The organism is Kitasatospora sp. NPDC097691, assembly GCF_040302665.1.
Classification (GTDB): domain Bacteria; phylum Actinomycetota; class Actinomycetes; order Streptomycetales; family Streptomycetaceae; genus Kitasatospora.
Map to the genome: position 1 here is coordinate 1 of NZ_JBEORY010000014.1, position 25,400 is coordinate 25,400.

Annotated in this window: 17 protein-coding genes; 8 read left to right on the forward strand and 9 right to left on the reverse strand. The window is 73.4% G+C overall.

Annotated elements, in window-relative coordinates; all coding sequences use genetic code 11:
* Window positions 1–435 precede the first annotated feature (435 nt).
* From ABTY56_RS12615 to ABTY56_RS12630, 4 genes are all read right to left on the reverse strand, one after another.
* Window positions 436–1,110, reverse strand: a complete 675-nt coding sequence (locus ABTY56_RS12615) for a nucleoside/nucleotide kinase family protein (protein ID WP_350628658.1) — start codon at window positions 1,108–1,110, stop codon at window positions 436–438.
* Window positions 1,111–1,181: 71 nt separating this feature from the next.
* Entirely contained in the window at window positions 1,182–2,174 is a 993-nt protein-coding gene (locus tag ABTY56_RS12620) for a S66 peptidase family protein (protein WP_350628660.1), read from the reverse strand.
* Window positions 2,175–2,392: 218 nt separating this feature from the next.
* Entirely contained in the window at window positions 2,393–3,511 is a 1,119-nt protein-coding gene (gene trpS, locus ABTY56_RS12625; protein ID WP_502893093.1) for a tryptophan--tRNA ligase, read from the reverse strand.
* 182 nt (window positions 3,512–3,693) lie between these two features.
* The gene (locus ABTY56_RS12630) at window positions 3,694–5,265 is read right to left on the reverse strand and encodes an APC family permease (protein ID WP_350628662.1); all 1,572 of its coding nucleotides are present in this window, start codon (window positions 5,263–5,265) and stop codon (window positions 3,694–3,696) included.
* 234 nt (window positions 5,266–5,499) lie between these two features.
* Here ABTY56_RS12630 and ABTY56_RS12635 point away from each other — a divergent pair, with 234 nt between their 5' ends.
* The gene (locus ABTY56_RS12635; RefSeq protein ID WP_350628664.1) at window positions 5,500–6,039 is read left to right on the forward strand and encodes an ABC transporter substrate-binding protein; all 540 of its coding nucleotides are present in this window, start codon (window positions 5,500–5,502) and stop codon (window positions 6,037–6,039) included.
* Window positions 6,040–6,310: 271 nt separating this feature from the next.
* Window positions 6,311–7,525, forward strand: a complete 1,215-nt coding sequence (locus ABTY56_RS12640; protein WP_350628666.1) for a hypothetical protein — start codon at window positions 6,311–6,313, stop codon at window positions 7,523–7,525.
* Between the two features lie 110 nt (window positions 7,526–7,635).
* On the opposite strand, the gene ABTY56_RS12645 is transcribed toward ABTY56_RS12640, so the two are convergent.
* On the reverse strand, window positions 7,636–8,181 hold the full coding sequence (locus ABTY56_RS12645) for an NUDIX hydrolase (RefSeq protein ID WP_350628667.1): 546 nt from the start codon (window positions 8,179–8,181) through the stop codon (window positions 7,636–7,638).
* Window positions 8,182–8,303: 122 nt separating this feature from the next.
* Between ABTY56_RS12645 and ABTY56_RS12650 the strand changes: the two genes are divergently transcribed.
* Window positions 8,304–9,353, forward strand: coding sequence for an ATP-grasp domain-containing protein (locus ABTY56_RS12650; protein WP_350628668.1), 1,050 nt, complete (start codon window positions 8,304–8,306; stop codon window positions 9,351–9,353).
* A gap of 89 nt (window positions 9,354–9,442) precedes the next feature.
* Here ABTY56_RS12650 and ABTY56_RS12655 read toward each other — a convergent pair whose 3' ends face one another.
* Together ABTY56_RS12655 and ABTY56_RS12660 are read right to left on the reverse strand one after the other, a co-directional pair.
* Window positions 9,443–13,450 carry an ABC transporter ATP-binding protein gene (locus tag ABTY56_RS12655; protein WP_350628669.1) on the reverse strand — a complete coding sequence of 1,336 codons (4,008 nt, stop codon included), beginning with the start codon at window positions 13,448–13,450 and terminating at the stop codon, window positions 9,443–9,445.
* Window positions 13,451–13,854: 404 nt separating this feature from the next.
* Complete coding sequence (locus ABTY56_RS12660; RefSeq protein ID WP_350628670.1) at window positions 13,855–14,562, reverse strand: TetR/AcrR family transcriptional regulator; 708 nt, start codon at window positions 14,560–14,562, stop codon at window positions 13,855–13,857.
* 127 nt (window positions 14,563–14,689) lie between these two features.
* Between ABTY56_RS12660 and ABTY56_RS12665 the strand changes: the two genes are divergently transcribed.
* The 4 genes from ABTY56_RS12665 (at window position 14,690) to ABTY56_RS12680 (ending at window position 21,186) form a co-directional block, all read left to right on the forward strand.
* On the forward strand, window positions 14,690–16,402 hold the full coding sequence (locus tag ABTY56_RS12665; protein WP_350628671.1) for a carboxyl transferase domain-containing protein: 1,713 nt from the start codon (window positions 14,690–14,692) through the stop codon (window positions 16,400–16,402).
* A gap of 143 nt (window positions 16,403–16,545) precedes the next feature.
* On the forward strand, window positions 16,546–18,837 hold the full coding sequence (locus ABTY56_RS12670; RefSeq protein WP_350628673.1) for an acetyl/propionyl/methylcrotonyl-CoA carboxylase subunit alpha: 2,292 nt from the start codon (window positions 16,546–16,548) through the stop codon (window positions 18,835–18,837).
* Window positions 18,834–19,820, forward strand: coding sequence for a hydroxymethylglutaryl-CoA lyase (locus tag ABTY56_RS12675; protein ID WP_502893094.1), 987 nt, complete (start codon window positions 18,834–18,836; stop codon window positions 19,818–19,820). Before ABTY56_RS12670 ends, ABTY56_RS12675 begins: the two co-directional genes overlap by 4 nt.
* Before the next feature lie 175 nt (window positions 19,821–19,995).
* Entirely contained in the window at window positions 19,996–21,186 is a 1,191-nt protein-coding gene (locus ABTY56_RS12680) for an acyl-CoA dehydrogenase family protein (RefSeq protein WP_350628675.1), read from the forward strand.
* Window positions 21,187–21,446: 260 nt separating this feature from the next.
* Here ABTY56_RS12680 and ABTY56_RS12685 read toward each other — a convergent pair whose 3' ends face one another.
* Window positions 21,447–21,986, reverse strand: coding sequence for a universal stress protein (locus ABTY56_RS12685; RefSeq protein WP_502893095.1), 540 nt, complete (start codon window positions 21,984–21,986; stop codon window positions 21,447–21,449).
* Window positions 21,987–23,058: 1,072 nt separating this feature from the next.
* Here ABTY56_RS12685 and ABTY56_RS12690 point away from each other — a divergent pair.
* Window positions 23,059–24,315 carry an HAD family hydrolase gene (locus ABTY56_RS12690; protein ID WP_350628677.1) on the forward strand — a complete coding sequence of 419 codons (1,257 nt, stop codon included), beginning with the start codon at window positions 23,059–23,061 and terminating at the stop codon, window positions 24,313–24,315.
* A 10-nt stretch (window positions 24,316–24,325) separates the two neighbouring features.
* Here ABTY56_RS12690 and ABTY56_RS12695 read toward each other — a convergent pair whose 3' ends face one another.
* Window positions 24,326–25,126 carry a GNAT family N-acetyltransferase gene (locus ABTY56_RS12695; RefSeq protein WP_350628679.1) on the reverse strand — a complete coding sequence of 267 codons (801 nt, stop codon included), beginning with the start codon at window positions 25,124–25,126 and terminating at the stop codon, window positions 24,326–24,328.
* Window positions 25,127–25,400 lie beyond the last annotated feature (274 nt).

The following is a 25,400-nucleotide window of genomic DNA, read 5'->3' on the forward strand; positions in this document are numbered from 1 at the left end:
AAGGAATCTCCAACCCCGATCAAACGACCGAGGCCGGGGATGTCAACATATCTGGCGTTGACTTTTGGCACGCTGTTGAGTTCTCAAGGAACGGACGCTTCCTTCGGACCGCCTTCCAGCGGACCCTCCGGGCTTCGTTCTTTCGTGTTTCCAGCTTATCAGATGTTTTCCGCTCCGTTTCCGGGGCTTCGTTCATCCAACTCGTCGGTGTCTTTCGGGGCTTGACGCCCTGTCCGACGTTTCAAACTCTAGCCGATCCGTACTCCGAAAAGCGAATCGGCCGCAATCCGATAAAACGACACACCAAATACACGCCAAGCCGCGACGCAGAAATGCGAACGCAACCCAGCCCGAACCTGGGAAGTGGTGTTTCAGAGCATTGGCCGCCCCGGGACCGTCCGCGCCGATGCGTGTCCGGTGCTCCCTGCCGAGCGACTAGAGAACACTACCCCTGTCCGGCGTCGGAGGCAAACCCGTCCCGGATACGGTCCGGGTGCAGAGCGCCCGCCCGGGCTTCACGTACTCGCCGTTGGGGTGGTCGTTGCCGGTGACCCAATGACGGGCGGTGGCCTCGTCGCGGCCGCCGGCGCGGTGGCGGCCGAGGAGTCGCTCCTCGCGGACGGCGTCGTCGGCCTGGACGTACCAGAGTTCGCGCAGCAGTCGCCGGGCGTCCGGCCACGGGGTGTCGGCGGACGCGAGGTAGTTGCCCTCGGTGATGACGAGGCGGGTGTGCGGGCGGACCACGTGGCGGGCGGCGACCGGTTCGTCCAAGGTGCGGTCGAAGTCCGGGACGTAGATGTCCTGGAAGCGGTCGGCGGCGATGCGGCGCAGCAGGGCGACGTAGCCGTGGGCGTCGAAGGTGGCCGGGGCGCCCTTGCGGTGGGCGAGGCCGAGGCAGTCGAGCTGGGCTCCGGAGAGGTGGAAGCCGTCGAGCGGGACGTAGGCGGCGGTGCCCGGTCCTTCGGCGCGCTCGACCTCGGCGACCAGGTGGCGGGCCAGAGTGGACTTGCCGGCGCCGGGCGGGCCGGCAAGTCCGAGGATCGTGCGGGCGTTGCTGCCTTGGCCGCGGAGGAAGCCGAGGGCTAGGGCGGTGAGGCGGTCCTCGTTCATGGCCGCACCTTACTCACCGGGAGCCCGAGGAACCGGCCCTTCGACGACCGGGCCTTTCGAGGACCCGGCGGTCAGATCGCCCGCTCGGCCGGCGCGGGCACGTCCAGCGCTGGGACGTCCAGCGCGGGTACGTCCAGGGTGAGCGTGCCGGCGTCGGCGTCGAGCAGGGCGGGGACGCCCAGCGGGACGGTCAGGGTGGACGGGCAGTGACCGAAGCCCAGCTCCCAGAGCACGGGTATGCCGAGTCCGCCGAGCCGGTCGAGCATCACCTCGCGGACCCGCTCGGGCCGCCCGCAGCCCTCCCAGGAGCCGAGGGCGATGCCGGCCACACCGTCGAGGGCGCCGGAGCGCAGGAACTGGGTGAGGAGGCGGTCCAACTGGTACGGGTGCTCGTTGACGTCTTCGAGGACCAGGATGCTGCCCTCGTAGGAGGGTCGGGCGGCCGGTGTGCCGCGCTCGGCGGCGAGGACGTGGACGCATCCTCCGGCGGTGACGCCGCGGGCGCGGCCGGGGACGAGCGGGCCGGCGGTCGCGGAGGTGAGGACCGTGGTGGCGGCGGGGTCGAAGAGGGTGCGGCGCAGGTGCTCGGCGGTCGGGCCGTCGGAGATGAAGGAGGCGCCGGCGGCCAGGGGCCCGTAGAGGGTGGCGAGGCCCAGGTGCCGGGCGAAGCCCTCGTGCAGGGAGCTGACGTCACTGAAGCCGATGAAGGGCTTGGGTGCGGCGGTACGCATCGCCGTCCAGTCGAGCAGGTCGACCATCCGGTGCACCCCGTAGCCGCCGCGTGCGCAGATGACGGCGTCGACGGTGGGGTCGAGCCAGGCGCTCTGGAGGTCGGCGGCACGGTCGGCGTCGGTGCCGGCGAGGTAGCCGAGGGCGGGGTGGGTGTCGAGGACGTGCGGGGCGACGGTGACGCGCAGCCCCCAGGAGCGGAGGATCGCGCAGCCGGCGGTGAGGCGTTCGGGTTCGATCGGGCCGCTGGTGGCGACGACGGCGATGTGGTCGCCGGGGCGCAGGTGCGGCGGACGGGTCAGCCCCTGGCCGGGTGTGGTCGGGTGCTGGTCCATGGGCCGGGCCGCCTTTCGGGCGCGGGAGCAGGGGGGGCGGGCGGCCGCGATGTGGTCGCGGCCGCCCGGTGACGATATGCCCCCGCGGTGACCGGCCGATGTCTGAGGGGTGGCACCCGAGGAAGGTGCCGATGGGCGGGGCCCGAGGGCCGGGGCCCGAAGGGCGGCGTCCGGGCGCGGGGGTCCTGGGCGTGCGGGCCCGCCGGGGTGAGGGCTCTTCAGATGACGGCGCCCATCACCTCCCGGACCTCCCGCAGGGTGGCGTCGGCGACGGCGTTGGCGCGCTCGGCGCCGTCGCGCAGGACCTGCCGGAGGTGGCCGCGGTCGGCGGCGAGTTCGGCGCGGCGGGCGCGCAGCGGGCGGAGGTACTCGTTGACGGATTCGGTGACGACGCGCTTGAGCACGGCGGCGCCGCCGTCCCCGATCTCCTCGGCGACGGCCTCGGGGGCACGGTCCTGGCAGAGCGCGGCGAGCAGGACGAGGCTGGCCACCTCGGGGCGGTCGACCGGGTCGTAGCCGATGCGGCGGTCGGCGTCGGTCCTGGCGCCGCGGATGATCCGGGCGGTCTCGTCCTCGGTGGCGCCCAGGGCGACGGCGTTGCCCCGGCTCTTGCTCATCTTTCCGCCGTCGGTGCCGAGCAGCATCGGGGCGTCGGAGAGCAGGGCCTGCGGGCGGGGGAAGACGGCGCTGCCGTCGGTGTGCGGGTAGCGCTCGTTGAAGCGGCGGGCGACGGTGCGGGCGACTTCGAGGTGGGGCAGCTGGTCCTGGCCGACCGGGACGAGGTCGGCCTTGCAGAAGAGGATGTCGGCGGCCTGGTGGACGGGGTAGGTGAACATCAGCCCGCTGACGGCGGACTGGCGGGAGTGGACGATCTCGTCCTTGACGGTGGGGTTCCGGTTCAGTTCGGCGACGCTGACCAGGCTGAGGAAGGGCAGCAGCAGCTGGTTGAGGGCGGGCACGGCGCTGTGCGCGAAGATCGTGGCCCGCTCTGGGTCGAGGCCGGCCGCGAGGTAGTCGAGGACGAGGTTCTCGGTGTGCTCGGCGAGCCGGTCGGCGAGGTCGCGGTCGGTGATGACCTGGTAGTCGGCGACCACGACGAACATCTCGACGCCCTGGTCCTGCAGTCGGACGCGGTTGCGCAGGGTGCCGAAGTAGTGGCCGAGGTGGAGCGGGCCGGTGGGGCGGTCCCCGGTGAGGACGCGGTGGGCGGTCGGGTCGTCGATCAGGGCAGGCGCGGCGACGGCAGCGGCAGGCCCGGCGACGGCAGCGGCGGGCCCGGCAGAAGTGGCGGGCCCGGCAGCAGTGGTGGCAGTGGCGGCGGCGGTCTCGGTGATCACGGGTTCTCCTCGGTGCGGCGGTGTGGCGGCCGTCCGGGGCGAGGGGCCCGTCCCGCGGGAGAGCGGGGAAACGCAACAGGGCCGTCCATCCCGGACGGCCCTGGTCAGGCGAGTACTGGTGGCCGTCCTAGGACGGCCACCAGCACAGGCCCACGAAGCGCTTCATGCGCCCAAGCGTAGCGTCAGTCCTCCACCACCAGCGCTGGAGTTTCCCTCCGCAGCGTCTCGCCGCGGAAGAACTCCGGCCGCACCAGGCCGTAGCAGGTCATCAGCAGGGCGCCGAGCAGCAGGATGCCGACGCCGATGACGAACACCGAGCCGATGCCGAGGACGGCTCCGCTGCCGTAGTCGGGGGCCCAGGCGTCGGTGAGGGTCTGCAGGAAGACCGCGCTCAGCAGCAGGCCGCCGAGGAGCGGGGCGACGCCCTTGAGCAGCAGGTCGCGCAGGCCGGTGCGCAGCGAGCGGCGGAAGTACCAGACGCAGGCGAAGGCGGTCAGCGCGTAGTAGAAGCAGATCATCAGGCCGAGCGCCAGGATGGTGTCCTGGACGACGTTCTCGCTGATCAGGCTCATGCCGACGTAGAAGACGGCGGTGGCGATGCCGGCCGCCACGGTGGCGTAACCGGGGGTGCGGAAGCGCGGGTGGACGGCGCCGAAGCGCGGCGGCACGGCGCGGTAGGCGCTCATCGCGAGCAGGGTCCGGGCCACCGGGATGAAGGTGGTCTGCAGGCTGGCGGCTGCGCTGGCGACCACGGCCAGGAAGAGCAGGATGCTCCACGGCGAGCCGAGCACCGGGCGGGCCAGCGCGGCGAAGACGTTGTCGGCGGTCTCCGGGTTGCCCAGACCGGTGCCGGTGGTGCCGACGCCCGCGAACATCTGGGCGGAGATCGCGACCAGCAGGTACGAGCCGACCAGGGTGACCATGGAGATCATCGCGGCGCGGCCGGGGGTCTTGGCGCTTCCGAGGGTCTCCTCGTTCATGGTGAGGCAGGTGTCCCAGCCCCAGTACATGAAGATCGACAGCGAGAGTCCGGCGGTGAACGCGCTGAACGAGCCGACCTGGAGCGGGTCGAGCCAGGAGAAGGAGAAGCCGATCGAGTGGGGCAGGTCGCCGGCGACGGCCTTGCCGATGGCGATCGCCGAGAAGAGCAGCAGCACGGCCAGCTGGAGTCCGACCAGGCTGTACTGGAACCACTTGGTCGCGGTCATCCCCCGGTAGCTCATCGCGGTGGCACCGGCTATCAGCAGCACGACGGTGAGCAGGTGGACGGCCTTGTTCTGGTCGAGACCGGCGACCCAGCCGCTGCCGGTCATCTCACCGAGCATCAAGTAGAGGAATTCGGTCGCCACCCCGGCCAGGTTGGAGAGCACGATGATCGTCGCGACGGTCAGCCCCCAGCCGGCCATCCAGCCGACCCGGGGACCGAAGGCCTTGACCGTCCACGTGAAGGACGTTCCGCAGTCCGGGAAGTCCTTGTTCAGCTCCTTGTAGGCGAACGCGACGAGCAGCATCGGCAGGAAGCCGGCCAGGAAGACCGCGGGCATCTGGACACCGACGGCGGTGACGGTCGGCCCGAGCGTCGCGGTCAGGCAGTAGACCGGGGCAACCGTCGAGACGCCCAGCACCACACTGCTCAGCAGGCCCACGGAACCGCCCCGTAGACCCTTGTCCCCCGCTCCCCCAGCCGTCCCCGGCTCGGGAACTCCACCACTGATGCCACTGACCGGGGCACCCTGCGGAGCGCCGGGCGCCATTGCCCGGCCGCTACTCGTGTGCTCTGAGAGCTGCTGATCAAACACCAGCGCACTCTAAGTGCGGACACGGAAGGTTGAATAGACCAACTCTTGGTGATTTTATGCACTTACGATGACTTTTCCCCTTCTGGCTCCCCCCTCCGGCCCCTCTGGCGGTAGCGCACGGTCGACGTCGAGATAGGTTAGCCTCACCTAAATTCGATCTGCCTGTTCCGATCCGTGCAGGAGCGTCGCGTGGCCCCCTCCTCCGACGACCTGGCCCTCGCCCCCCGCACCCCCGACCGCCGCAGGTTCCTGCTCAACGCGAGCACGTTCGGCCTGGAGGCCGAGGCCCGGGCGCAGCTCGACGCGTACCGGGCGGCGGCCACCGCGATCGGCACCCGGCTCGGCGGCACGCGGCCCACCATCACACCGCTGCGCTTCATGCCGGGCCGCACCCGGCTCTACGCCGAGCTCTCCTTCATCGGCACCGTCCTCACCGACGTTCCACTGCCGCAGCCCACGATCGAGCAGGTCAAGGAGCTCGCGGTGGAGGTGAGCCCGGAGCAGATCGACAAGGCCGACGCCGACTGGATCTTCTACGGCGTGTACGGCAGCCCCAGCTCGACCAACCAGGACGCGGTGCTGGGCGGCGCGCTCTGGAAGACCCTCGGAGCGGTCAAGTCCGGTCAGGCCCGACCGGTTTCGGACGAGACCTGGTTCCTCGGGCTCGGCGTCATGGCGGCGAACGCGGTGCTCGCCGACCTCAAGGGGTTTGTCGCGGGCGGCAGTTGATCGGGCACAGCCGGGCGGGGAGGGGCGTGGGCCGAGGCGCGCAGACGTGGTGCCACGGCCGTGGGCCGACGGCGATGTGACGATCTCGCGGGGTCCTCGGCGAGATCCTCGGTGGGGTCCTCGCGGGGGTCCTTCCGGGTGCCCTCGCGTGGTCTCGCGGTGGTCTCACGGTGATCGCGCGGTGCTCTCGCGCACACCGCCGGGTCAGACGCTTGGAGCTGGTCGCGCGGTGCGGGAGGATCGTCGGGACCGTCCCCCGAAGGGCCCGCCGATGACCTCGCCCCACCTCGCCGCAACCGATCCGCCCCTGCCCGGCCCGCCCGGGGACAGCGCCGGGTCCGCACCCCCGCCCGCCGTACCCGGGACGGCCGCCGCGGCCGGCCCGATGTGCTCGATCGCGACCGCCGTCGAGACGGGCACGGCCTGGACCGGCTCCTCCGACGGGGCGATCCGTCGGAACCCCGCACCCCGTCACGACTCGGTGCCGCAGCCGCGCAGTCGGGCCGACGCGGACGCGCAGGTCCGCCCCGCGGCCGTCTCCGCACCGGATCCGTCCGTCCTGGACGGCGACCCGACCGCGGCGCGCCTGCGGGAGGCGTTCACCGAACGGCTGCGGGCCGCACGTGCCCAGGGGCGCTCGGTCGCCGAGCTCGCAGCGGCGTGCCGTCGGCCGGTCGCGGAGGTACGGGCGCTGCTCGGTAAGGAGGCCGAAGCCGGGGCCGGGACCGGAGGCGTCGCCGAGGTCGGGGCCCCGTCGGAGGGCGGGACCGGGGGCCGGACCGGGCCAGAGGCCGAGGTCGAGGTCGGGTTCGTCCGCTTCCCGTCGGTCGTCGCGACGTCGGAGGGCGTCCTGTCCGTACCGGCGCAGCGTTCGGCGCGCGAGGAGCCGCGGACCTTCGGGTCCCTGCGGCCCTCGCCCTCGCGCCGACTGCGCCGGATGCACCCGCGGGCCACATCGAACGGGCAGGAGGCGGCCGCACGGGAGACGGCCGCGACCGGCCCGGCCGGGGCGCGCCTCCCGGGTGCCGCCGCATGGACGGGCGAACTCGGCGGTGCGGCAGGCGCGGTGGCGGATCAGGTGGTGTCGGGGGCCGGTGCCACGACCGCGGTCCCCCTGGACGGCAGTGCCCCGCACGCCGAGGCGCCGCACGCCGAGCCGCCGCTCGGCATCCTGATCGGCGGGAACCCCGGCCTGCCCGAGGCCGTCGGTCGGCCGGAGGAGCGGGCGCCGGTCCGGGTGGTGGCCGAGCCGATCCGGGTCGGGCGCGGCACCAGCCTGGTGGTGCTGCCCTCCTGGCGCCCCGCCATCGCCGTCTCGGTGTCGACCGAGCAGCTGCTGGCCGCGACCGGTCTCGGCTTCGAGCAACTCGCGGGCGCCCGGCTTACGGTCCTGATGAACCCGAGCGCGCTGCACGACCGGGAGCTGGAACTGCACGGCTGGGAGCCCGGTCCGGGCACGCGGGGCCGACGCCGCGGGCGGACCTGACATCGCCTGACGGCTCCTGACAGCTCCTCGCGGGTACGGCCGGCCGCCGTGGGAGCTCGGCGGGCCCGACCGGCGAGCCCGGGCGGCGGGCGGCGGCTACCGGTCGACGGTCAGCGGACGGCCGGGGCGTTCGGGATGTACCCGAGGTCGACGGGCACCGGCGGGTTTCCGTCCACGGCCCAGCCCCGGCGGACGGCATCCAGCAGCTCCGGCAGCCGGGGCGGCCACAGGGCGTCGGCGTTCTCGTCGGCGAGGTCGGCCCGGGTCCACCAGCGCCAGTCGAGGATCCGGTCGACAGCGTGCACCTCGCTGACGTCGCCGACCGGGCCGCGGTGCGGTCCGGCGGTGAGGTAGATGTGCTCGTGCTGGCGGACCGGCGTGCCGTGCCAGGTGAAGTCGTGTTCCCAGGTGCAGAGCAGCGGGCCGGGTTCGAGGTCCGTCCAGCCGGTCTCCTCCCACAGCTCGCGCCGGGCACCCTCCCACGGGGACTCGCCCGGCTCCAGTCCGCCACCCGGCATCGTCCAGTGGACGCCGACCTCGTCGTTGTCCGAACGGAGCAGGAACACCGAGCCGTTCTCGTCCAGGACCACCGTGCGGGCGGCCTGCCGCGGCACACGCTTGTGGGGGCGCAGCAGATTTCGCATCGGGTTTCGCATCGGATCACTCTCGCAGCGGTCCCCTGGAACGTCGAGCGGATTCGCGCTCCGTCCGGCCTTTGAGGGCTCCGAGCCGCCTGGCGCGGGCGTGGGACCCGCCCGCTCGCCGTACCCTGACGGCCATGCCCGTACCCGCGATCATCTTCCCTGCCGATCCGCTCAACCCGCGTCGGCCCGATCCGCACTTCGCCTGGGAGGCCAGGCTGCTGCGGGAGTCGGGCGGCGAGCACCACCTGGTCGACCACGACGCGCTGCTCGCCGGCCAGGCCGCGGAGGCGGTCCGACGGGTGCCACGGGACAGCGGCCCGCTCTGGTACCGGGGTTGGATGCTCCCCTCCACCCGGTACGCCGACTTCGCCGTCGCGCTCACCGCCCGCGGCGGCAACCTGCTGACCAGCGCGCCCGGTTACGCGGCAGCGCATGAACTGCCCGGCTGGTACGGCGTGTTCGAAGGAGCGACGCCGGCGAGTACGTGGATCCCGTCGGACGGGCCGGTGGCGCCCGGGCCGCAGGAGCTGGCGGCGGCCGTGGCCCGACTCGGCGGGAGCGGCCCGGCGATCGTCAAGGACTACGTGAAGTCCCGCAAGCACGAGTGGCACGAGGCCTGCTACGTACCGGAGTTGGCCGACCTTCCGGCCGTCGGGCGGGTGGTGCGGCGGTTCGTCGAGCTGCAGGGCGAGTTCCTGGCCGGCGGGGTGGTGCTGCGGCGGTACGAGGAGTTCGAGCACGCCGACGGCAGTGCGGGGAACGCCGATGCCGCCGCGGGCACCGACGGCATTGGGGGCTCCGACTCCGGGGGCTCCGGCAGCTCCGGCAGTTCCGGCAGTTCCGGCAGTTCCGACGACTCCGACGGCTCCGACGGCTCCGACGGCGGCAAGGGGGACGGGCCGGGTACGGACGGGCGGGCCGTGGAGGCGCGGGTGTGGTGGCTGGACGGCCGACCGATCCTGGTCGGGCCGCACCCGGACGCCCCGCGCCAGAACGTCGAGCCCGACCTCACCGAGGTCGGGGCGCTGGTCCGGCGGCTCGGCTGCCGCTTCGTCACCACCGACCTCGCCAGCCGGGCCGACGGCTCCGGCTGGCGGGTGGTCGAGGTCGGGGACGGACAGGTGAGCGACCTGCCGCGCGGGATCGACCCGTCGGGGCTGCTGACCTCGCTGATCACCGCCTGACGGGCCCCGCGCGACGGCCCTCGCAAACCAGCCGCTCCCCTGACCGGGCGCCGTCCGGACAGAGCGCCGTCCGGGGAGCGGCCGGGGGCCTACCCGGCGGCGACGGTCTCGACTGCCGGGTGGCCGTCCGCGATGAACGCCTGCCAGAGCCGGGCGTACGTGCCACCCCGGGCGAGCAGTTCGGTGTGGGTGCCGTCCTCGACCACCCGGCCGTGATCCAGCACGATCACCCGGTCGGCGCGCTCGGCGGTGGTCAGGCGGTGGGCGATGACCAGCGTGGTGCGACCGCCGCTGAGCCGGTCCGCGGCGTGGTTGACCGCCGCTTCGGTGGCCAGGTCGAGAGCCGCGGTGGCCTCGTCGAGCAACAGGACGTCCGGGTCGACCAGTTCGGCCCGGGCCAGCGCGATCAACTGGCGCTGCCCCGCCGAGAGGTTGCGGCCACGGCCGGCCACCTCGTGGTCGTAGCCGCCCGAGAGCCGGACGATCATGTCGTGCGCGCCCACCGCCCGGGCCGCCGCCTCCACCTCGTCGGCCGAGGCGCCCGGTCGACCGTACGCGATCGCCTCGCGGACCGTGCCCGCGAACAGGTAGGCCTCCTGCGGCACCACACCCAGGCGGTGACGGTACTGCGCCAGGTCGTAGCGGGTGAGGTCGACCCCGTCCACCCGGACGGTGCCCTCGGTCGCGTCGTAGAACCGGGCGACCAGCTTCACCAGCGTCGACTTCCCGGCGCCGGTCTCGCCGACCAGCGCCACCGTCTGCCCGGCCGGGATGTGCAGGTTCACGCCGGACAGCACGTTCGGGGCGCCGTCCGCGCCGCCGTTGTAGGCGAAGCCGACCCCCTCGAAGTCGATCTCGCCGCGCAGCCCCTTGGACACCGGGACCGGGTCGGCCGCCTCGGCCGTGGTCGTCGGGGTGCGCAGCAGCTCGCGGATCCGGCCGAGGCCCACCGAGGCCTGCTGGTAGCCGTCGAAGACCTGGGACAGCTGGTTGACCGGTGCGAAGAACAGGTCGATGTAGAGCAGGTACGCGACCAGCGCGCCGACCGTCAGCGTTCCGGCGTCGACCCGGGCGGCACCGACGATCAGCACCAGCGCGGCGGCCACGCTGGAGAGGAACTGCACGAAGGGGAAGTACAGCGAGATGTACAGCTGCGCGCGGACCCGGGCCTCGCGGTAGGCGATGCCGCGCGCGACGAAACGGTCGGTGTTGGTGTCCAGACGGCGGAAGGCCTGGACGATGCGCATGCCGGCCACGTTCTCCTGGAGGTCGGCGTTGACGGCGCTGATCAGGTCGCGGGAGCGCTCGTACTGGTCCTTGGACTTCTTGCGGAACACCAGCGTGGCGATCACCAGCAGCGGCAGCACCGCGAAGACCACCAGGGCCAGGCCGGCGTCGATGATCAGCAGGGCGGCGAAGATCCCGGCGAAGGTCAGCAGGCTGACCACCGCGGTGACCATGCCGGTCTGCAGGAAGGACGTCAGCGAGTCCAGGTCCGTGGTCATCCGGGTCATGATCCGGCCGGTCAGCTCGCGCTCGTAGTAGTCCAGGCCGAGCCGGTTGAGGTGGGCGAAGATCTTCAGCCGGAGCGTGTAGAGGACGCGCTCGCCGGTTCTGCCGCTGACCCGGTTCTCGGCACCCTGCACCAGCCAGTCCAGCAGCACAACGACCAGCGCGGTGAGCGCGGCCACCGCGACGCCGGACATCAGGCCCTTGCGGACGCCCTCGTCGATGCCGTGCCGGATCAGCACCGGCAGGACGAGGCCGGCCGCCGCGTCCAGGGAGACCAGTAGGAGGGCGATGAGCAGCGGCGTGCGGAAGGGACGCAGCAGGCGGCTCAGGGTGAAGTCGGGGTCGCCGGCCTCGGCCTCGGCGCGGGGGACGGCCGGGGTGTCGGAGGCGGGCGGGAGGGCGGCGACCTTGTCCAGCAGGTCGGGTTCGGCGGTGCGGGCGGCCTTGGCCAGGGCGGGGGTGGGGAGGTCGGGGGTGGCGGGAGCGGACGGTTGCTCGGCGGACGGCTGCTGAGCCGACGGCTGCCGGCCCGACGGCTGTTCGGTGGCCGAGTGCTCGGCGGGTGCCGCGGCCTGCGACCGACCCGCCTCGGGGTCGGTGATCAGCGCCCGGTACCGGGGGCATCGGGCTTCGAGTTCCTCGTGCGTACCGAGGTCCAGCAGCCGACCGTGGTCCAGGACGGCGATCCGGTCGGCGAGCTGGAGGGTCGAACGGCGGTGGGCGATCAGCAGCGTGGTGCGGCCCGCCATCACCGAGCGCAGCGCGTCGTGGATCTCCGCCTCGACCTGCGGGTCCACCGCCGAGGTGGCGTCGTCCAGCAGCAGGATCCGGGGGTCGGTGAGGATCGCCCGGGCCAGGGCGATGCGCTGGCGCTGGCCGCCGGAGAGGGTCAGGCCCTGCTCGCCGACCTTGGTCTCGTAACCCTCCGGGAGCGCGCGGACGAACTCGTCGGCCTGGGCGGCGCGCGCGGCGGCGACGACCTGCTCGTCCGTGGCGTCCGGGCGGCCGTAGGCGATGTTGGTGCGGACCGACTCGGAGAAGAGGAAGCTCTCCTCCGGGACGATGCCGACCGTCGCACGGACCGAGTCCAGGGTGAGGTCGCGCAGGTCGTGGCCGTAGAGGCGGACGGTACCGGCGGCCGGGTCGTAGAAGCGGGGCACCAGCTGGGCCACCGTCGACTTGCCGGAACCCGAGGCGCCGACCACGGCGAGGGTCTCGCCGGGGGCCAGCTTCAGGCTGAGACCGTGCAGCACGGGGGCGGGGTGCTCGGGGTCGTAGCGGAACTCGACCTCGTCGAACTCCAGGGCGACCTCGGGGCTCCGGGGGCCGACGATGGTGCGCCGTGCGGTGTCGCCCTGCGGGGTGGTGCCGTGCGGGGTGGTGCCGTGCGGGGTGGTGCCGTGCGGCGGATCGGACGGGTCGCCGGACGGGGTGCCGTCGCGCGCCGGATCCGGAGCGAGGTCGGCGGTGAGGTCCAGGGTGAGCGCGTCCGGGCGTTCCTGGACCAGCGGGCGCTCGTCGATCAGCTGCAGGACGCGCTCCACGCCTGCCCGGGCCTGCTGGCCGACCGTGATGATCATGGTCAGCATCCGGACCGGGCCGGTCATCTGCGCGACGTACGTCGAGAAGGCGACGAAGGTCCCGAGCGAGACCTGTCCGTCGACCGCCAGCCAACCGCCGAAGGCCAGGACGGCGACCTGGGCGAGGGCCGGGATCGCCTGCATCGCCGGGTTGTAGCGGGCGTTGAGCCGGATCGACCGCAACCGGGCGGCGAACAGGTTGTGGGACGCCCGCTCCAGCTTGTCGAGCTCCTGCGCCTCCTGGCCGAAGCCCTTGACCACCCGGACGCCGCCGATCGCACCGTCCACCACGCCCGCGACGGCCGCCGCCTCCTGCTGGGCGGCCCAGGTGGAGGGGAACAGGCGCTTGCGACTGAGCACGGAGACCCACCACAGCGCGGGCGCCATGACCAGGGCGACCAGGGTGAGCGGCGGGGACAGCCAGAGCATCACGATCAGCGACATGACGAACATCAGCAGGTAGCCGGTCATCATCGGCACCATCGAGAGCAGCCCGTTGACCAGTTGGAGGTCGGAGGTCGCGCGCCCGACCACCTGGCCGGTGTCCAGCCGGTCCTGGCGGTGGCCGTCGAGCCGACCGAGCGACCGGAACAGGTCGCTGCGCAGGTCGTGCTGCACGTCGAGGGCGAGCTGGCCCCCGTAGTAGCGGCGGACCTGGGTGCAGCCGAAGACCACGACGGCGGCCAGCAACAGCACCACCGCCCAGGGAGCCAGCGAGCGGGTGTGGGCGACGATGACGTCGTCGATGATCAGCTTGGTGACCAGCGGCACCAGCGCGGTGACGGCCATGCCGAGGAGCGAGGCACCGAAGGCGAGCAGCAGGCTGCGACGCGACCGCCAGCTGTAACCGATGAGGCGGCGCAGCCAGCCGGCGGGCTCGGTGCGTCCGTCGGCGACGTCCGCTCCGGCAGCGCGCTCGCCGACCGGGACCTCCGGGGTCGTCGAGCCGGGGGCCGGTGGGCCGCTCGGGGATTGCTCCACCGTGGATCCGTGAGTCTCAGGCATATTTAGAGATGCTAACCATTTCGTCGAGTGGCCGCCACGGCGTTTCCGGCCCGGGTGGGTTCGGGGCGGGCCGGGGCAGCCCGGATCGTCCGGTCCGGCGGACTGGGCAACAGCCTGCGGCCGGCGGAGATTCCCGATCGAACATCCGCGCGGCCGGCGTCGACCACCGCCCCGCATCCAGGGTCGCCGACCGCCCGTCCGGCGCCCAGCGACCGGGGGCCGTCGCGCGCAGTCCTTTCGGCCTAGGCCTCCGGGCGGGCGCGCACGCGAGCGATGCCTGACGGGAAGCGCGAAGCCCGGCGGGAAGCGCGAAGCCCGGCGGGACAATACCGACCTCGGCCCCGGCCACTGACGGACTCGCCCGCCGACGGGCTCAGCTGCCCGCGGGCATCAACCCGCAGGCGTCAGTCTGTCGCGGACGTCGCGCCCGGAGGCTGCGCGCCCGCAGCGGCCGCATTCGCGGCGGCGGCGAAGGCGCCATGGGCGAGGGTGTGCAGCAGGGCGGCCATGCCGTCGCGCTGCAGGCCGGACCGCTCACCCTGCCCGGACCGCTCACTCTGGCCGGACCGCTCGCCCTGGCCGGGGTTCGAGCCGACGCTGTGCGGGGTCGAGTTGATCAGGCCGAAGACGGCGTGCACGGCGGCGCGCGCCACCGGCTCGGCTGTCGGGTCGGCCAGCGGCGGGTAGGCCTGCCGGACCACGTCCACCCACAGTTCGACGTAGCCGCGCTGGAGTCGGCGGACCGTGCGGCGGTCCTCCTCCTTGAGGTTCAGCAGCTCGCGGTCGTGCAGGGTGATCAGGTCGCGGTCGTCCAGGGCGAAGTCGACGTGGCCGCCGATCAGCGCGTCCAGTGCGGCGACCGGACCGTCGCCGCCGCCCGCCCGACGGCGCCCCTCCTCCAGCAGGCGCTCACTGATGCCGATCAGCAGGTCGGCGAGCATCGCGTCCTTGCCGGCGAAGTGGCGGTAGAGCCCGGGGCCGCTGATCCCGACGGCCTTGCCGATCTCGTCCACGCCCACGCCGAGGAAGCCGCGGGCGGCGAACAGTCGCGCGGCCTCCCGGCGGATCTGGTCGCGGCGTGGGAGCGCGGAGGTTGCGGGGACGTTCGGCATGCCGCCCATCGTAGACAGTCGGGTTATCGGTCGTTAACCTGGGCGGCGTAAGTTAACGTTAATTAACGTGGGACCCCTTGGGCGCAGCGGCGCCCACCTGGTGCCGAGGGCAAGGGAGCTCTTGGGAATGGTCATCTCAACCGCCGGCACAGCCACCGGCATCCAGCTCAGCGCGGCGAACGGCACGGCGGCGGCGCCGACCGCCGTACCGCCCGGAGCCGCCGCACCGGCGCCCCGGCTCGGCACCTCCGTCGACCCGGGCTCCGCGGCCTACCGCGCCAACACCGAGGCGCACCAGGAGCTGGTCGCCGAGCTGCGCGCGAAGCTCGACGCGGCCGCCCAGGGCGGCGGTGCCAAGGCCCGCGCCCGACACACCGCACGCGGCAAGCTCCTGCCCCGCGACCGGGTGGACACCCTGCTCGACCCGGCCTCGCCCTTCCTTGAGCTGGCCCCGCTGGCCGCCGACGGGATGTACGACGGGGCGGCGCCCGCGGCCGGAGTGATCGCCGGCATCGGCCGGGTCGCCGGCCGCGAGGTGGTGGTGGTCGCCAACGACGCCACCGTCAAGGGCGGCACCTACTACCCGATGACGGTGAAGAAGCACCTGCGCGCCCAGGAGGTCGCGCTGGAGAACCGGCTGCCCTGCGTCTACCTGGTGGACTCCGGCGGCGCCTTCCTCCCGATGCAGGACGAGGTCTTCCCCGACCGCGACCACTTCGGCCGGATCTTCTACAACCAGGCCAGGCTCTCCGCCTCGGGCATCCCGCAGATCGCCGCGGTGCTCGGCTCCTGCACGGCCGGCGGCGCGTACGTCCCGGCCATGAGCGACCAGGCCGTGATCGTCCGCAACCAGGGCACGATCTTCCTGGGCGGGCCACCGTTGGTGAAGGCCGCCACCGGTGAGGTGGTCACCGCCGAGGAACTGGGCGGCGGCGACCTGCACTCCCGCACCTCGGGTGTGACGGACCACCTGGCCGAGGACGACGCCCACGCCCTCTCCATCGTCCGCACGATCGTCGCCGGGCTCGGCCCGCGCGCGGCCAAGCCCTGGCCGCTCGCCCCCGTCGAGCCGCCGACCGTGGACCCGGCGGGCCTGTACGGGGCCGTCCCGGTCGACCCGCGCACGCCCTACGACGTGCGCGAGGTGATCGCCCGCCTGGTGGACGGCAGCCGCTTCGCCGAGTTCAAGGCCGAGTACGGCGCGACCCTGGTCACCGGCTTCGCCCGGATCCACGGCCACCCGGTCGGCATCGTCGCCAACAACGGCGTGCTGTTCTCCGAGTCGGCCCTCAAGGGCGCCCACTTCATCGAGTTGTGCGACCAGCGCGGCATCCCCCTCCTCTTCCTGCAGAACATCACCGGTTTCATGGTCGGCCGGCAGTACGAGGCGGGCGGCATCGCCAAGCACGGCGCCAAGATGGTCAACGCCGTCGCCTGCACCCGCGTCCCGAAGCTGACCGTGGTGATCGGCGGCTCGTACGGAGCCGGCAACTACTCGATGTGCGGCCGGGCCTACTCACCCCGCTTCCTGTGGATGTGGCCGGGCGCCAAGATCTCCGTGATGGGCGGTGAGCAGGCGGCCTCCGTCCTCGCCACCGTCCGCCGCGACCAGCTGGAGGCGCACGGCGAGCAGTGGCCGACCGAGGCGGAGGAGGAGTTCAAGCGCCCCGTCCGCGAGCAGTACGAGCGCCAGGGCAACGCCTACTACGCCTCCGCCCGGCTCTGGGACGACGGTGTGATCGACCCGATGGACACCCGCACCGTCGTCGGCCTCGCACTCACCGCCTGCGCCAACGCCCCGCTGGCGCCGCCGGCCCCGTACGGCGTCTTCCGCATGTGATTCCTCCTCATGGCGCCCCTGCGTTCGTGATCCCTCCCTTCCGGGTGTGACGTCCACGGCGCCGGTCCGACCCCGGGCCGGCGCCCGACCGCCCACCGCCACCTCCTTCGTACGGCTCCCCTCGACCCGGAGGAACGCCTCCCATGTTCGACACAGTTCTGGTCGCCAACCGCGGCGAGATCGCCCTCCGGGTGATCCGCACCCTGCGGCGGCTCGGTGTCCGCTCGGTCGCCGTGTTCAGCGACGCGGACGCCGACGCTCCGCACGTCCGCGAGGCGGACGTCGCGGTCCGGCTCGGCCCGGCCGACCGCAGCGACAGTTCGGCCGCCGAGACCTACCTGCGGACCGACCAGATCCTCGCCGCCGCCCGCCGCACCGGCGCCCAGGCCGTCCACCCCGGTTACGGCTTCCTCGCCGAGAACGCCGGCTTCGCCCGCGCCTGCGCCGACGCCGGCCTCGCCTTCATCGGACCGCCTCCCGGTGCGGTCGAGCTGATGGGCGACAAGATCAACGCCAAGGAGGCCGTCCGGGCCGCCGGCGTCCCGGTGGTCCCGGGCAGCCAGGCCACCGCGCCCACCGACGAGGAGCTCGTCGCCGCCGCCGACGAGATCGGCTACCCGGTGCTGCTCAAGCCGTCCGCCGGCGGTGGCGGCAAGGGCATGCGCCTCGTGCGGGACAGGGCCGAGCTGCCCACCGAGATCGCCGCCGCCCGCCGCGTCGCGCGGACCGCCTTCGGCGACGACACCCTGCTGCTGGAGCGCTGGATCGACCGGCCGCGCCACATCGAGGTGCAGGTGCTGGCCGACGCCCACGGCACCACCATCCACCTCGGCGAGCGCGAGTGCAGTCTGCAGCGCCGCCACCAGAAGCTGATCGAAGAGGCTCCCTCCGTTCTCCTCAATGCCGAGACCCGCGCCGCGATGGGCGCCGCGGCCGTCCGTGCCGCGGAGTCCTGCGGCTACACCGGGGCCGGCACCGTGGAGTTCATCGTCCCCGGCATCGACCCGGACGCCCCCTCCGCCGCCGAGGGGGTGCGGGACTTCTTCTTCATGGAGATGAACACCCGTCTCCAGGTGGAACACCCCGTCACCGAACTCGCCGTCGCCGTCGGCGCCGACGCGACCAGGCTCGACCTGGTCGAGTGGCAGCTGCGCGTCGCCGCCGGCGAACCGCTCTCCTTCGCCCAGTCCGACATCTCCTTCCTGGGCCACGCCATCGAGGCCCGCATCTGTGCCGAGGACCCGGAAAGGGACTTCCTGCCCACCGGCGGCCGCATCCTCACCCTGGACGAGCCCCAGGGCGAGGGCATCCGCGTCGACTCCGGAGTCGCCCCCGGAACCGTCGTCACCAGCGCCTACGACCCCATGCTCGCCAAGGTCATCGCGTACGGGCCCGACCGCCCGACCGCGCTGCGCCGGCTCCGCGCCGCGCTGGCCGACACCCGCATCCTGGGTGTCACCACCAACACCGGCTTCCTGCGGCGGCTCCTCGCACACCCCGAGGTCGCCGCCGGCCGACTGGACACCGGCCTCGTGGAGCAGACCGCCCAGCAGCAGCCGGCCCTGCTCACCTCGTCGTACTCCCCCGTCAACGCGACCGCCCCGGCCGAGGCCACGGCGCCCGCCCACCCCGGGAACGGGACCGACGCCGCAGCGGCCGAACCGCCGTCGCCCGCGCACCTCCTCTACTTCGCAGCCGCGCTCGCACGGCACCTGGAACTCACCCCGGCCGCCACCCCCGGCGGCTGGACCGACCCGTTCTCCCTTCCCTCCGGCTGGCGCCTGAGCGGCACCCCCGCCTGGACGACCCACCGACTCCGTACCTCCGGCCAGGACCCGGTCTCGGTGCGCATCCGTTCGATCACTGCGAGCAACGTAGTCGACGCCACTGACAATTCCGCCGGGCGGGCCCGTGAGGTGGAGCTCCGGCTCGGCGACGGGGCGGTGCACCGCGCCCGCGCGGCCCTGGCCGGCAACCGGCTGCACCTGACCGTCGACGGCCTGCAGACCACGTTCTCGCTGGCCACCGACGCCACCCCCGGCCTCGCCGCCGGACCGGTGACCTGGCTCGGCATCGAGGGCGACGCCTGGCCGATGCACACCTACGACCCGGCCGTCGAGAGCGCCGCCGGGGCCGGCGCCCACCACGGCGCGCTGACCGCCCCGATGCCGGGCACCGTCACCGTCGTCAAGACCACGGCGGGCGAGACGGTCCGCAAGGGCCAGCCCCTGCTCGTGCTGGAGGCCATGAAGATGGAACACGTGATCGCCGCGCCGCACGACGGCGTGGTCGCCGAACTGCGGGCCACCGCCGGTGCCACCGTCGCGATGGAGGACCTGCTGGTCGTGGTCACCCCGGTCGAGGAGGCCGCCGGCGGGGAGACCGCCGCCGAGCCGGCCGGCGCCCCCGCGGAGCCCGCGGAGGTGAGGTCGTGACCGCCCCCGCCCGCGAACCCGACGCCCTCGACCTGGGCCTGCCCGACCCCGTCCGCGCCCCCGGCCTGCCCGAGGAGGTCCGGATCCACGAGGTCGGCCCCCGCGACGGCCTGCAGAACGAGGGCGCCCTGGTGCCGGTCGAGGTCAAGGCCGAGTTCATCGCCCGGCTCGCCGCCGCCGGCCTGCGCACCGTCGAGGCCACCAGCTTCGTGCACCCGAAGTGGGTGCCCCAGCTGGCCGACGCCGAGGACCTGATGCCCAGGCTCGCCGACCTGCCGGAGCGCCACCCCGGCCTGCGGCTGCCGGTCCTGGTGCCCAACGAGCGCGGCCTGGACCGCGCGCTCGCCCACCGCGCCGGCGACATCGCGGTGTTCGCCAGCGCCACCGAGACCTTCGCCCGCCGCAACCTCAACCGCTCGGCGGACGAAGCCATGGCGATGTTCCACCCGGTCGTGACGCGGGCCACCGAGGCCGGGGTCGCGGTCCGCGGCTACCTCTCGATGTGCTTCGGCGACCCGTGGGAGGGGCCGGTCCCGGTCCCGCAGGTGGTCCGCTACGGCGTCCGGCTGCTGGAGATGGGCTGCTCCGAACTGAGCCTCGGCGACACGATCGGCGTGGCCACCCCGGGCCAGGTGAGCGCCCTGCTGACCGGCTTCGCCCGGGCCGGGGTGCCGGCCGACCGGCTCGCCGTGCACTTCCACGACACCTACGGCCAGGCGCTCAGCAACACCCTCGCGGCGCTGCGCGAGGGCGTCACCACGGTGGACGCCTCGGCGGGCGGCCTGGGCGGCTGCCCGTACGCGAAGAGCGCCACCGGCAACCTGGCCACCGAGGACCTGGTCTGGATGCTGCACGGACTCGGCATCCGGACCGGCGTGGACCTGCGCGCCCTCGTCGCGACCAGCGGTTGGATGGCCGAACGTCTCGGCCGCCCGAGCCCCTCCCGCACCGTCCAGGCGCTGCTCGGCGCCGCCCGGGGCTGACCCGCCCCGCCGCTGCTCCGGCGCCGGTCGCGCCCCGTACGGTCCGGCCGGCGCCACGCACCCCGTCCGCCCCCACCACCCACCCCCGACCGCACCCGCGCGTCCGTCCGACCGACGGACGCCGGTCGTCCCGCTCACGCCCGCGGCCACCAGGCCGGGCATCAGGAGGATCACCATGCTCGACCACCGACTCAGCAGCGAGTACGAGGAACTCCGGCGCACCGTCGCCGAGTTCGCCCAGGACGTGGTGGCGCCGAAGATCGGCGAGTTCTACGAGCGGGAGGAGTTCCCCTACGAGATCGTCCGCGAGATGGGGCGGATGGGGCTCTTCGGTCTGCCCTTCTCGGAGGAGTACGGCGGCATGGGCGGCGACTACTTCGCCCTCGGCCTCGCCCTGGAGGAGCTCGCCCGCGTCGACTCCTCGGTGGCGATCACGCTGGAGGCCGCCGTCTCGCTCGGCGCGATGCCGATCTACCGCTTCGGCACGGAGGAGCAGAAGCGCGAGTGGCTGCCCCGGCTGACCTCGGGCGAACTCCTCGGCGCCTTCGGCCTCACCGAGCCGGAGGGCGGCTCGGACGCCGGCGCCACCCGCACCACCGCGCGGTACGACGAGACCACCGACGAGTGGGTCATCAACGGCACCAAGTGCTTCATCACCAACTCCGGCACCGACATCACCGGTCTGGTCACCGTCACCGCGCTCACCGAACCGATCGCTCGTTCGAGTGAAGAAGGCGAATTCCGCTCGCCCACGCGGGAGATCTCCTCCATCATCGTGCCCACCGGGACCCCGGGGTTCCAGGTCTCGAAGAAGTACTCGAAGGTCGGGTGGAACGCATCCGACACCCGCGAACTGTCCTTTACCGACTGCCGCGTTCCCGCGGCCAACCTGCTGGGCGAGCGTGGCCGAGGCTACGCCCAGTTCCTGCGGATCCTCGACGAGGGCCGCATCGCGATCGCGGCCCTGGCCACCGGCCTGGCCCAGGGCTGTGTCGACGAGTCCGTGAAGTACGCCGGCGAGCGCCGGGCCTTCGGCCGGCCGATCGGCGCCAACCAGGCCGTCCAGTTCAAGCTTGCCGACATGGAGCTGCGCGCCCACACCTCCCGCCTGGCCTGGCGGGACGCCGCCTCCCGGATGCTGCACGGTGAACCGTTCAAGAAGGAGGCCGCGATCGCGAAGCTGTACTCGTCCGAGGCCGCCGTCGACAACGCCCGCGAGGCGACCCAGATCCACGGCGGGTACGGCTTCATGAACGAATTCCCGGTCGCGCGCTTCTGGCGCGACAGCAAGATCCTGGAGATCGGGGAGGGCACCTCCGAGGTCCAGCGCATGCTCATCGCCCGGGAGCTCGGCATCAGCTCGTGACCGCGCGTTGCTGACCGGCGTGTTGTGACCGACTCGTTGGTGACCTTCGCGGCCGTGACGGCGCCTTCGTGACCGTCACGGCCGCGGCGGCCGCAGCGGCCGCGAAGGCCTCGGCGGCCGCGAAGGTCACGATGGCCGCAGCAGTCACGGCGGTCACGCCCTGAGCCGAGCCCTGCCGGGTCAACGCTCCTCTCCACAACCGGCATTGGGGAGCGGGCCACGGCGGAGGAGGCGCCAGGAGGAGACGACCGGACGACCTCTCAGGGGATCACGATCACCGGGCGGTTGGCCCGCCGCGCCAGCCGTCCGGAGACCGAGCCGAAGATCTTGCCGAGCAGACCGTGCGTCGTGCCGACGACGATCGCGTCGGCGGCGTACTCGCGGCCGACCTCCTCGATCTCGTGGCAGATGTCGCCGCCGCGCTCGACCAGGATCCACGGCACCCCGGCGAGGAAGTCCGCGCAGGCGAGCTCCAGGCCGAGGACCTCGGTCCGGTGGTCGGGGAGATCGACGAAGACGGGAGGTTCACAGCCGGCCCAGACCGTGGCCGGCAGCCGGTTGGCGACGTGCACGATCACCAGGCCGCACTGCGAACGACGCGCCATGCCGACCGCGTAGGCGAGGGCGCGCTCGCTCGACAGCGAGCCGTCGAAGCCGACCACCACTCCGTGCTGGAACGTCGGGTCGAGCGCCGGCGCGGGGGTGTCCTGCACCGACGGCTCGAAGAGCCCGTCGAAGGCGTCGGCCGCGCCGGAGGCCGCTTCCGGACGCTCCGCGCCCGGGCCCAGGCGGCCCGTCACCGGAGACCCCGCAGGGTCGGCCGGGGGCTCGCCACGCCGTTGGCGGGGCCCTGGACGGTCGCGGCGGGCGAGGCTGCCACGGCGGGCGAAGCCGCGCAGAGCGCGTGCGAGACCGTGGGGTCCGTCGCCACCGGCATCCGGCTCCGCAGGCCGAGTCCCCTCGATGCCCCCCGGCACCTCGCTGCGAGCCTCGATCCGCGACTCGCCGCACGCATCGGCGCACCCATCGGCGTGCGCGCCCCCGCGCCCGTCGGCCGGGCCGGCCTCACGGCCGTCCTCATGGCCGTACTCACGGCCGTCGGTGTGTCCGTCGCTGCGTCCGTCTCCACGACTGCCCCCGCCAATGACTCCGTCGCCGTCCACTCCGCTGTCCACAGGACCGTCCGCGAACTCACCCGTGCCGCCGTCGCTGCGCTCGGAGGCAAGCCCGTCGACCGGGCCGAGGTTCGTGCGGACGCCGTCTCGTCCCCCGGTCGCCGCTCCCGCGCTGCGGGGCGTGTCCGGTTCAACCGGTCGGGGAGGCTCAAAACCAGCCATGGCTCACGGCTCTTCGAGGGAGAGGGGCCGACAGGAGAGGACAACGCTGCCCGGGCAGCAGGCCCGCCCACGGGATGACGTCGGTCCGCACCGCGCAGCACCGTATGTGACCTGTTCCTTTCAGAGTACGACGGGCGCGGGGCCCGGCCCAGCGGCGAAGCCCCGGAGCGACGTTGTTCCCGCGAAAGGAGGATGCGCCCGCCGTGGCAGTGCGCCCTGCCCGCGGGCGATCGCGCCCCCTCCGGAAAGGGGTTCCCTGGAGCTTGACTGAGCGGACCGGGCGGCGCAACAGCCCCCCGGGACACCGTGACCGGACTGTCATTGATCGGCGACGATCCGTTGCCGCACGTCGCGAACCGTCACGCCCCACCGGTCGCATCCGGCCCCGCCGGCCTGCCCGCGCACCATCCGCACCCGGCCCGGACGGGATCCGTACGCCAGGTGCCGGAGCCCGATCCAGCCACTTGGTACGGCTTCGCGACGCGCTCTGGCATTTGCCAGGTGCATAGCCGCAGGCGCTGGCACCATGCTCGGCATGCCCCTGCTCCTGTTCGACCTCGACAACACGCTGCTCCCCCGGGACGCCGCTTTCCGGGCCTGGGCGCAGGACTTCCTGTCCGATCACGACCTCCCGCCCGGCGACCTCGACTGGTTCGTCACCATCGACGGCGGCGGCTACGTGCCGCGCAGCACCGTACTGTCCGCGGTCCGGCGCCGCTACGGCCTAGACGTCTCCGCCGACTTCCTGCTCGCCCACTACCGACGCGGCATCAACTCCCACATCCACTGCCCGCCCCGGCACATCGAGGCGCTGAAGGCCGCGCGGGCGGCCGGGTGGACGCTCGGGATCGTCAGCAACGGCGGCACCCGGCCGCAGTTGGAGAAGATCCGGCGGACCGGTCTGGGGCCACTGGTCGACGGCTGGGTCATCTCCGAGGAGGCCGACTGCGTCAAGCCGGATCCGCTGATCTTCGAGATGGCCGCCCAGCGCTGCGGCGTCGTGCCCACCGGCGACTGGGCCGCGCACACCTGGATGATCGGGGACCACGCGCCCGCCGACATCGCCGGGGCCGAACTGACCGGGCTGCGCAGCGTCTGGCTGCACCACGGCCGGCCGTGGGCGGAGAGCGGCTACCGGCCGACGCTGAAGGCGGCCGGGCTGCCGGAGGCCGTCGGCCAGGTGCTCACCGCGCGCAACGCGCCGGCGCCCCGGCCGGGGATCCGCGCCACCGGGCCCGCCCGGCGGCGGGCTGCCGGGGTACCGGTGCGGGCGGCGACGGCGCTGGTCGGCGCACGGTCCGGCGCACTCTCGACGGCGTCCGCCCCGGAGGGTCCGAATGCGCCCTTTCCTGCGAACGCCGGGGCGGACAGCGCTCCGGGAGTCGGAGCCGGAACCGGTGTCCGAAACCGATCCGCCGGGTTTGCCGTGATCGCCGACGCCCTCACCGGCGTCGCGGCGGCATCCGGGGCGCGGGCGGGCACCGTGCCGGGGGAGGGTGCGGACGGCTGCGGGCCGGCCCCGGCGGCGCGCCCGACACCCCTCCGTGCGGCGCCCCTCGCTCCGGCAGCCCTCGCTCCGGCAGCCCTCGCTCCGGCGGACGAGGGGGCCGCCGCGCCCACCCGGGCCGCCTTCGCCGCGACACCCGCGACACCCGCGACACCCGCGACACCCGCGACACCCTCAGTACGCGCGACGCCCCCCGCGCGCACCGCACCCACCGCACCCACCGTCGTCACCGCGACCGCGGCACCGGCCGCAGCCGCAGTCGCGGTCGCAGCGGTCGCTCGGTAGCGCCCGCCGGTCAGCCCTCCGCCGACGTGCGGCTCCACCAGCAGGTTCGGGCCTGCTCGACGAACCCGAGCGTGCGGTAGAGCGGTTCGCCGAGCGTGGTGGCGACCAGGGTGGCCGGGCGGTCCGGGTGCGCGTGGACCAGCGCGGTCCGCAGGACGGCCTTCGCCACTCCGCGGCCGCGCCAGTCGGGCAGGGTGGCGACCCAGTACACGCCGGTGGCCCGCCCGTCGTCGTAGGTGAGGCAGGTGCCCGCGACGGCGCCGTCGACGCGGCCGAGCCACGCCCGCCATCCGGGTTCGCCCAGCAACTGCTCCGGGAGCGCCTCGCCGCGCACCCAGGGCTGGCGGGCGGGCAGCGGGAAGCCCTCCACGATCGCGCGTTCGACCAGCGCGAAGCCGTCCCCGTCCAGCACCTCATCGACCGTCAGGCTGCCGCCTCCGTGCGCCCCCGAGACCGCGGGCAGGGCGGTCGTCGCGCCCTCGACCGGGCCCGGGTCCCGGACCATCACCGGCATCTCCGGCATCCGGGTGGCCCCGAAGCGGGAGAGGTCGAGCCCGCCGTACGGGTCCTCCAGGGTGAAGCGTATGGTCGACCACTCGCTCAGCAGGTCCGCCAACTCCTTTTCCACCGCGCCGGGTTCGGCGTAGGGGCGGGTCACCACGACGCGGTGCGAGTCGTCCGGTGTGCGGGCGCAGCGGACGGCCGTCAGACCGGGGAGAACGAGGGATCGCCAGCCGTGCACGCGGGCTTGGGCGAGCCAGAAGGCGGCGGCGTTGTCGTTGGCCCGTTCGAGCCGGCTGTTGCTGTTCACGGCAGGACCGTAACCCGGCGGTCCGGATACCGGTTCCGCCGCACCAGGCTTGGCCGGATGAAGCCTGGGAGGCGCACGACTCACGTCCGTGCGCCCTCTCGTGCACCGCCGATTTTCGGTCAATTTCGCGCCGATCCCTCCCCCTTGGGCAAATCCGCAGCCCAGACCCGCCGATCGGGCGCACGAGGGCCGGACACCCCAGGAGCGGCCCCGCGACAACCAGCCACCGTTGCCCCGGCCCTCTTCCCAGAAGGGTCGACGGGTGCCACGCTTC

Bases quoted from the DNA above. Each gene is read 5' to 3' on its own strand.
- ABTY56_RS12615 (WP_350628658.1), bottom strand. From the start codon at position 1,110: ATGAACGAGGACCGCCTCACCGCCCTAGCCCTCGGCTTCCTCCGCGGC.
- ABTY56_RS12620 (WP_350628660.1), bottom strand. From the start codon at position 2,174: ATGGACCAGCACCCGACCACACCCGGCCAGGGGCTGACCCGTCCGCCG.
- ABTY56_RS12630 (WP_350628662.1), bottom strand. From the start codon at position 5,265: ATGGCGCCCGGCGCTCCGCAGGGTGCCCCGGTCAGTGGCATCAGTGGT.
- ABTY56_RS12640 (WP_350628666.1), top strand. From the start codon at position 6,311: ATGACCTCGCCCCACCTCGCCGCAACCGATCCGCCCCTGCCCGGCCCG.
- ABTY56_RS12645 (WP_350628667.1), bottom strand. From the start codon at position 8,181: ATGCGAAACCCGATGCGAAATCTGCTGCGCCCCCACAAGCGTGTGCCG.
- ABTY56_RS12650 (WP_350628668.1), top strand. From the start codon at position 8,304: ATGCCCGTACCCGCGATCATCTTCCCTGCCGATCCGCTCAACCCGCGT.
- ABTY56_RS12655 (WP_350628669.1), bottom strand. From the start codon at position 13,450: ATGCCTGAGACTCACGGATCCACGGTGGAGCAATCCCCGAGCGGCCCA.
- ABTY56_RS12660 (WP_350628670.1), bottom strand. From the start codon at position 14,562: ATGCCGAACGTCCCCGCAACCTCCGCGCTCCCACGCCGCGACCAGATC.
- ABTY56_RS12665 (WP_350628671.1), top strand. From the start codon at position 14,690: ATGGTCATCTCAACCGCCGGCACAGCCACCGGCATCCAGCTCAGCGCG.
- ABTY56_RS12670 (WP_350628673.1), top strand. From the start codon at position 16,546: ATGTTCGACACAGTTCTGGTCGCCAACCGCGGCGAGATCGCCCTCCGG.
- ABTY56_RS12680 (WP_350628675.1), top strand. From the start codon at position 19,996: ATGCTCGACCACCGACTCAGCAGCGAGTACGAGGAACTCCGGCGCACC.
- ABTY56_RS12690 (WP_350628677.1), top strand. From the start codon at position 23,059: ATGCCCCTGCTCCTGTTCGACCTCGACAACACGCTGCTCCCCCGGGAC.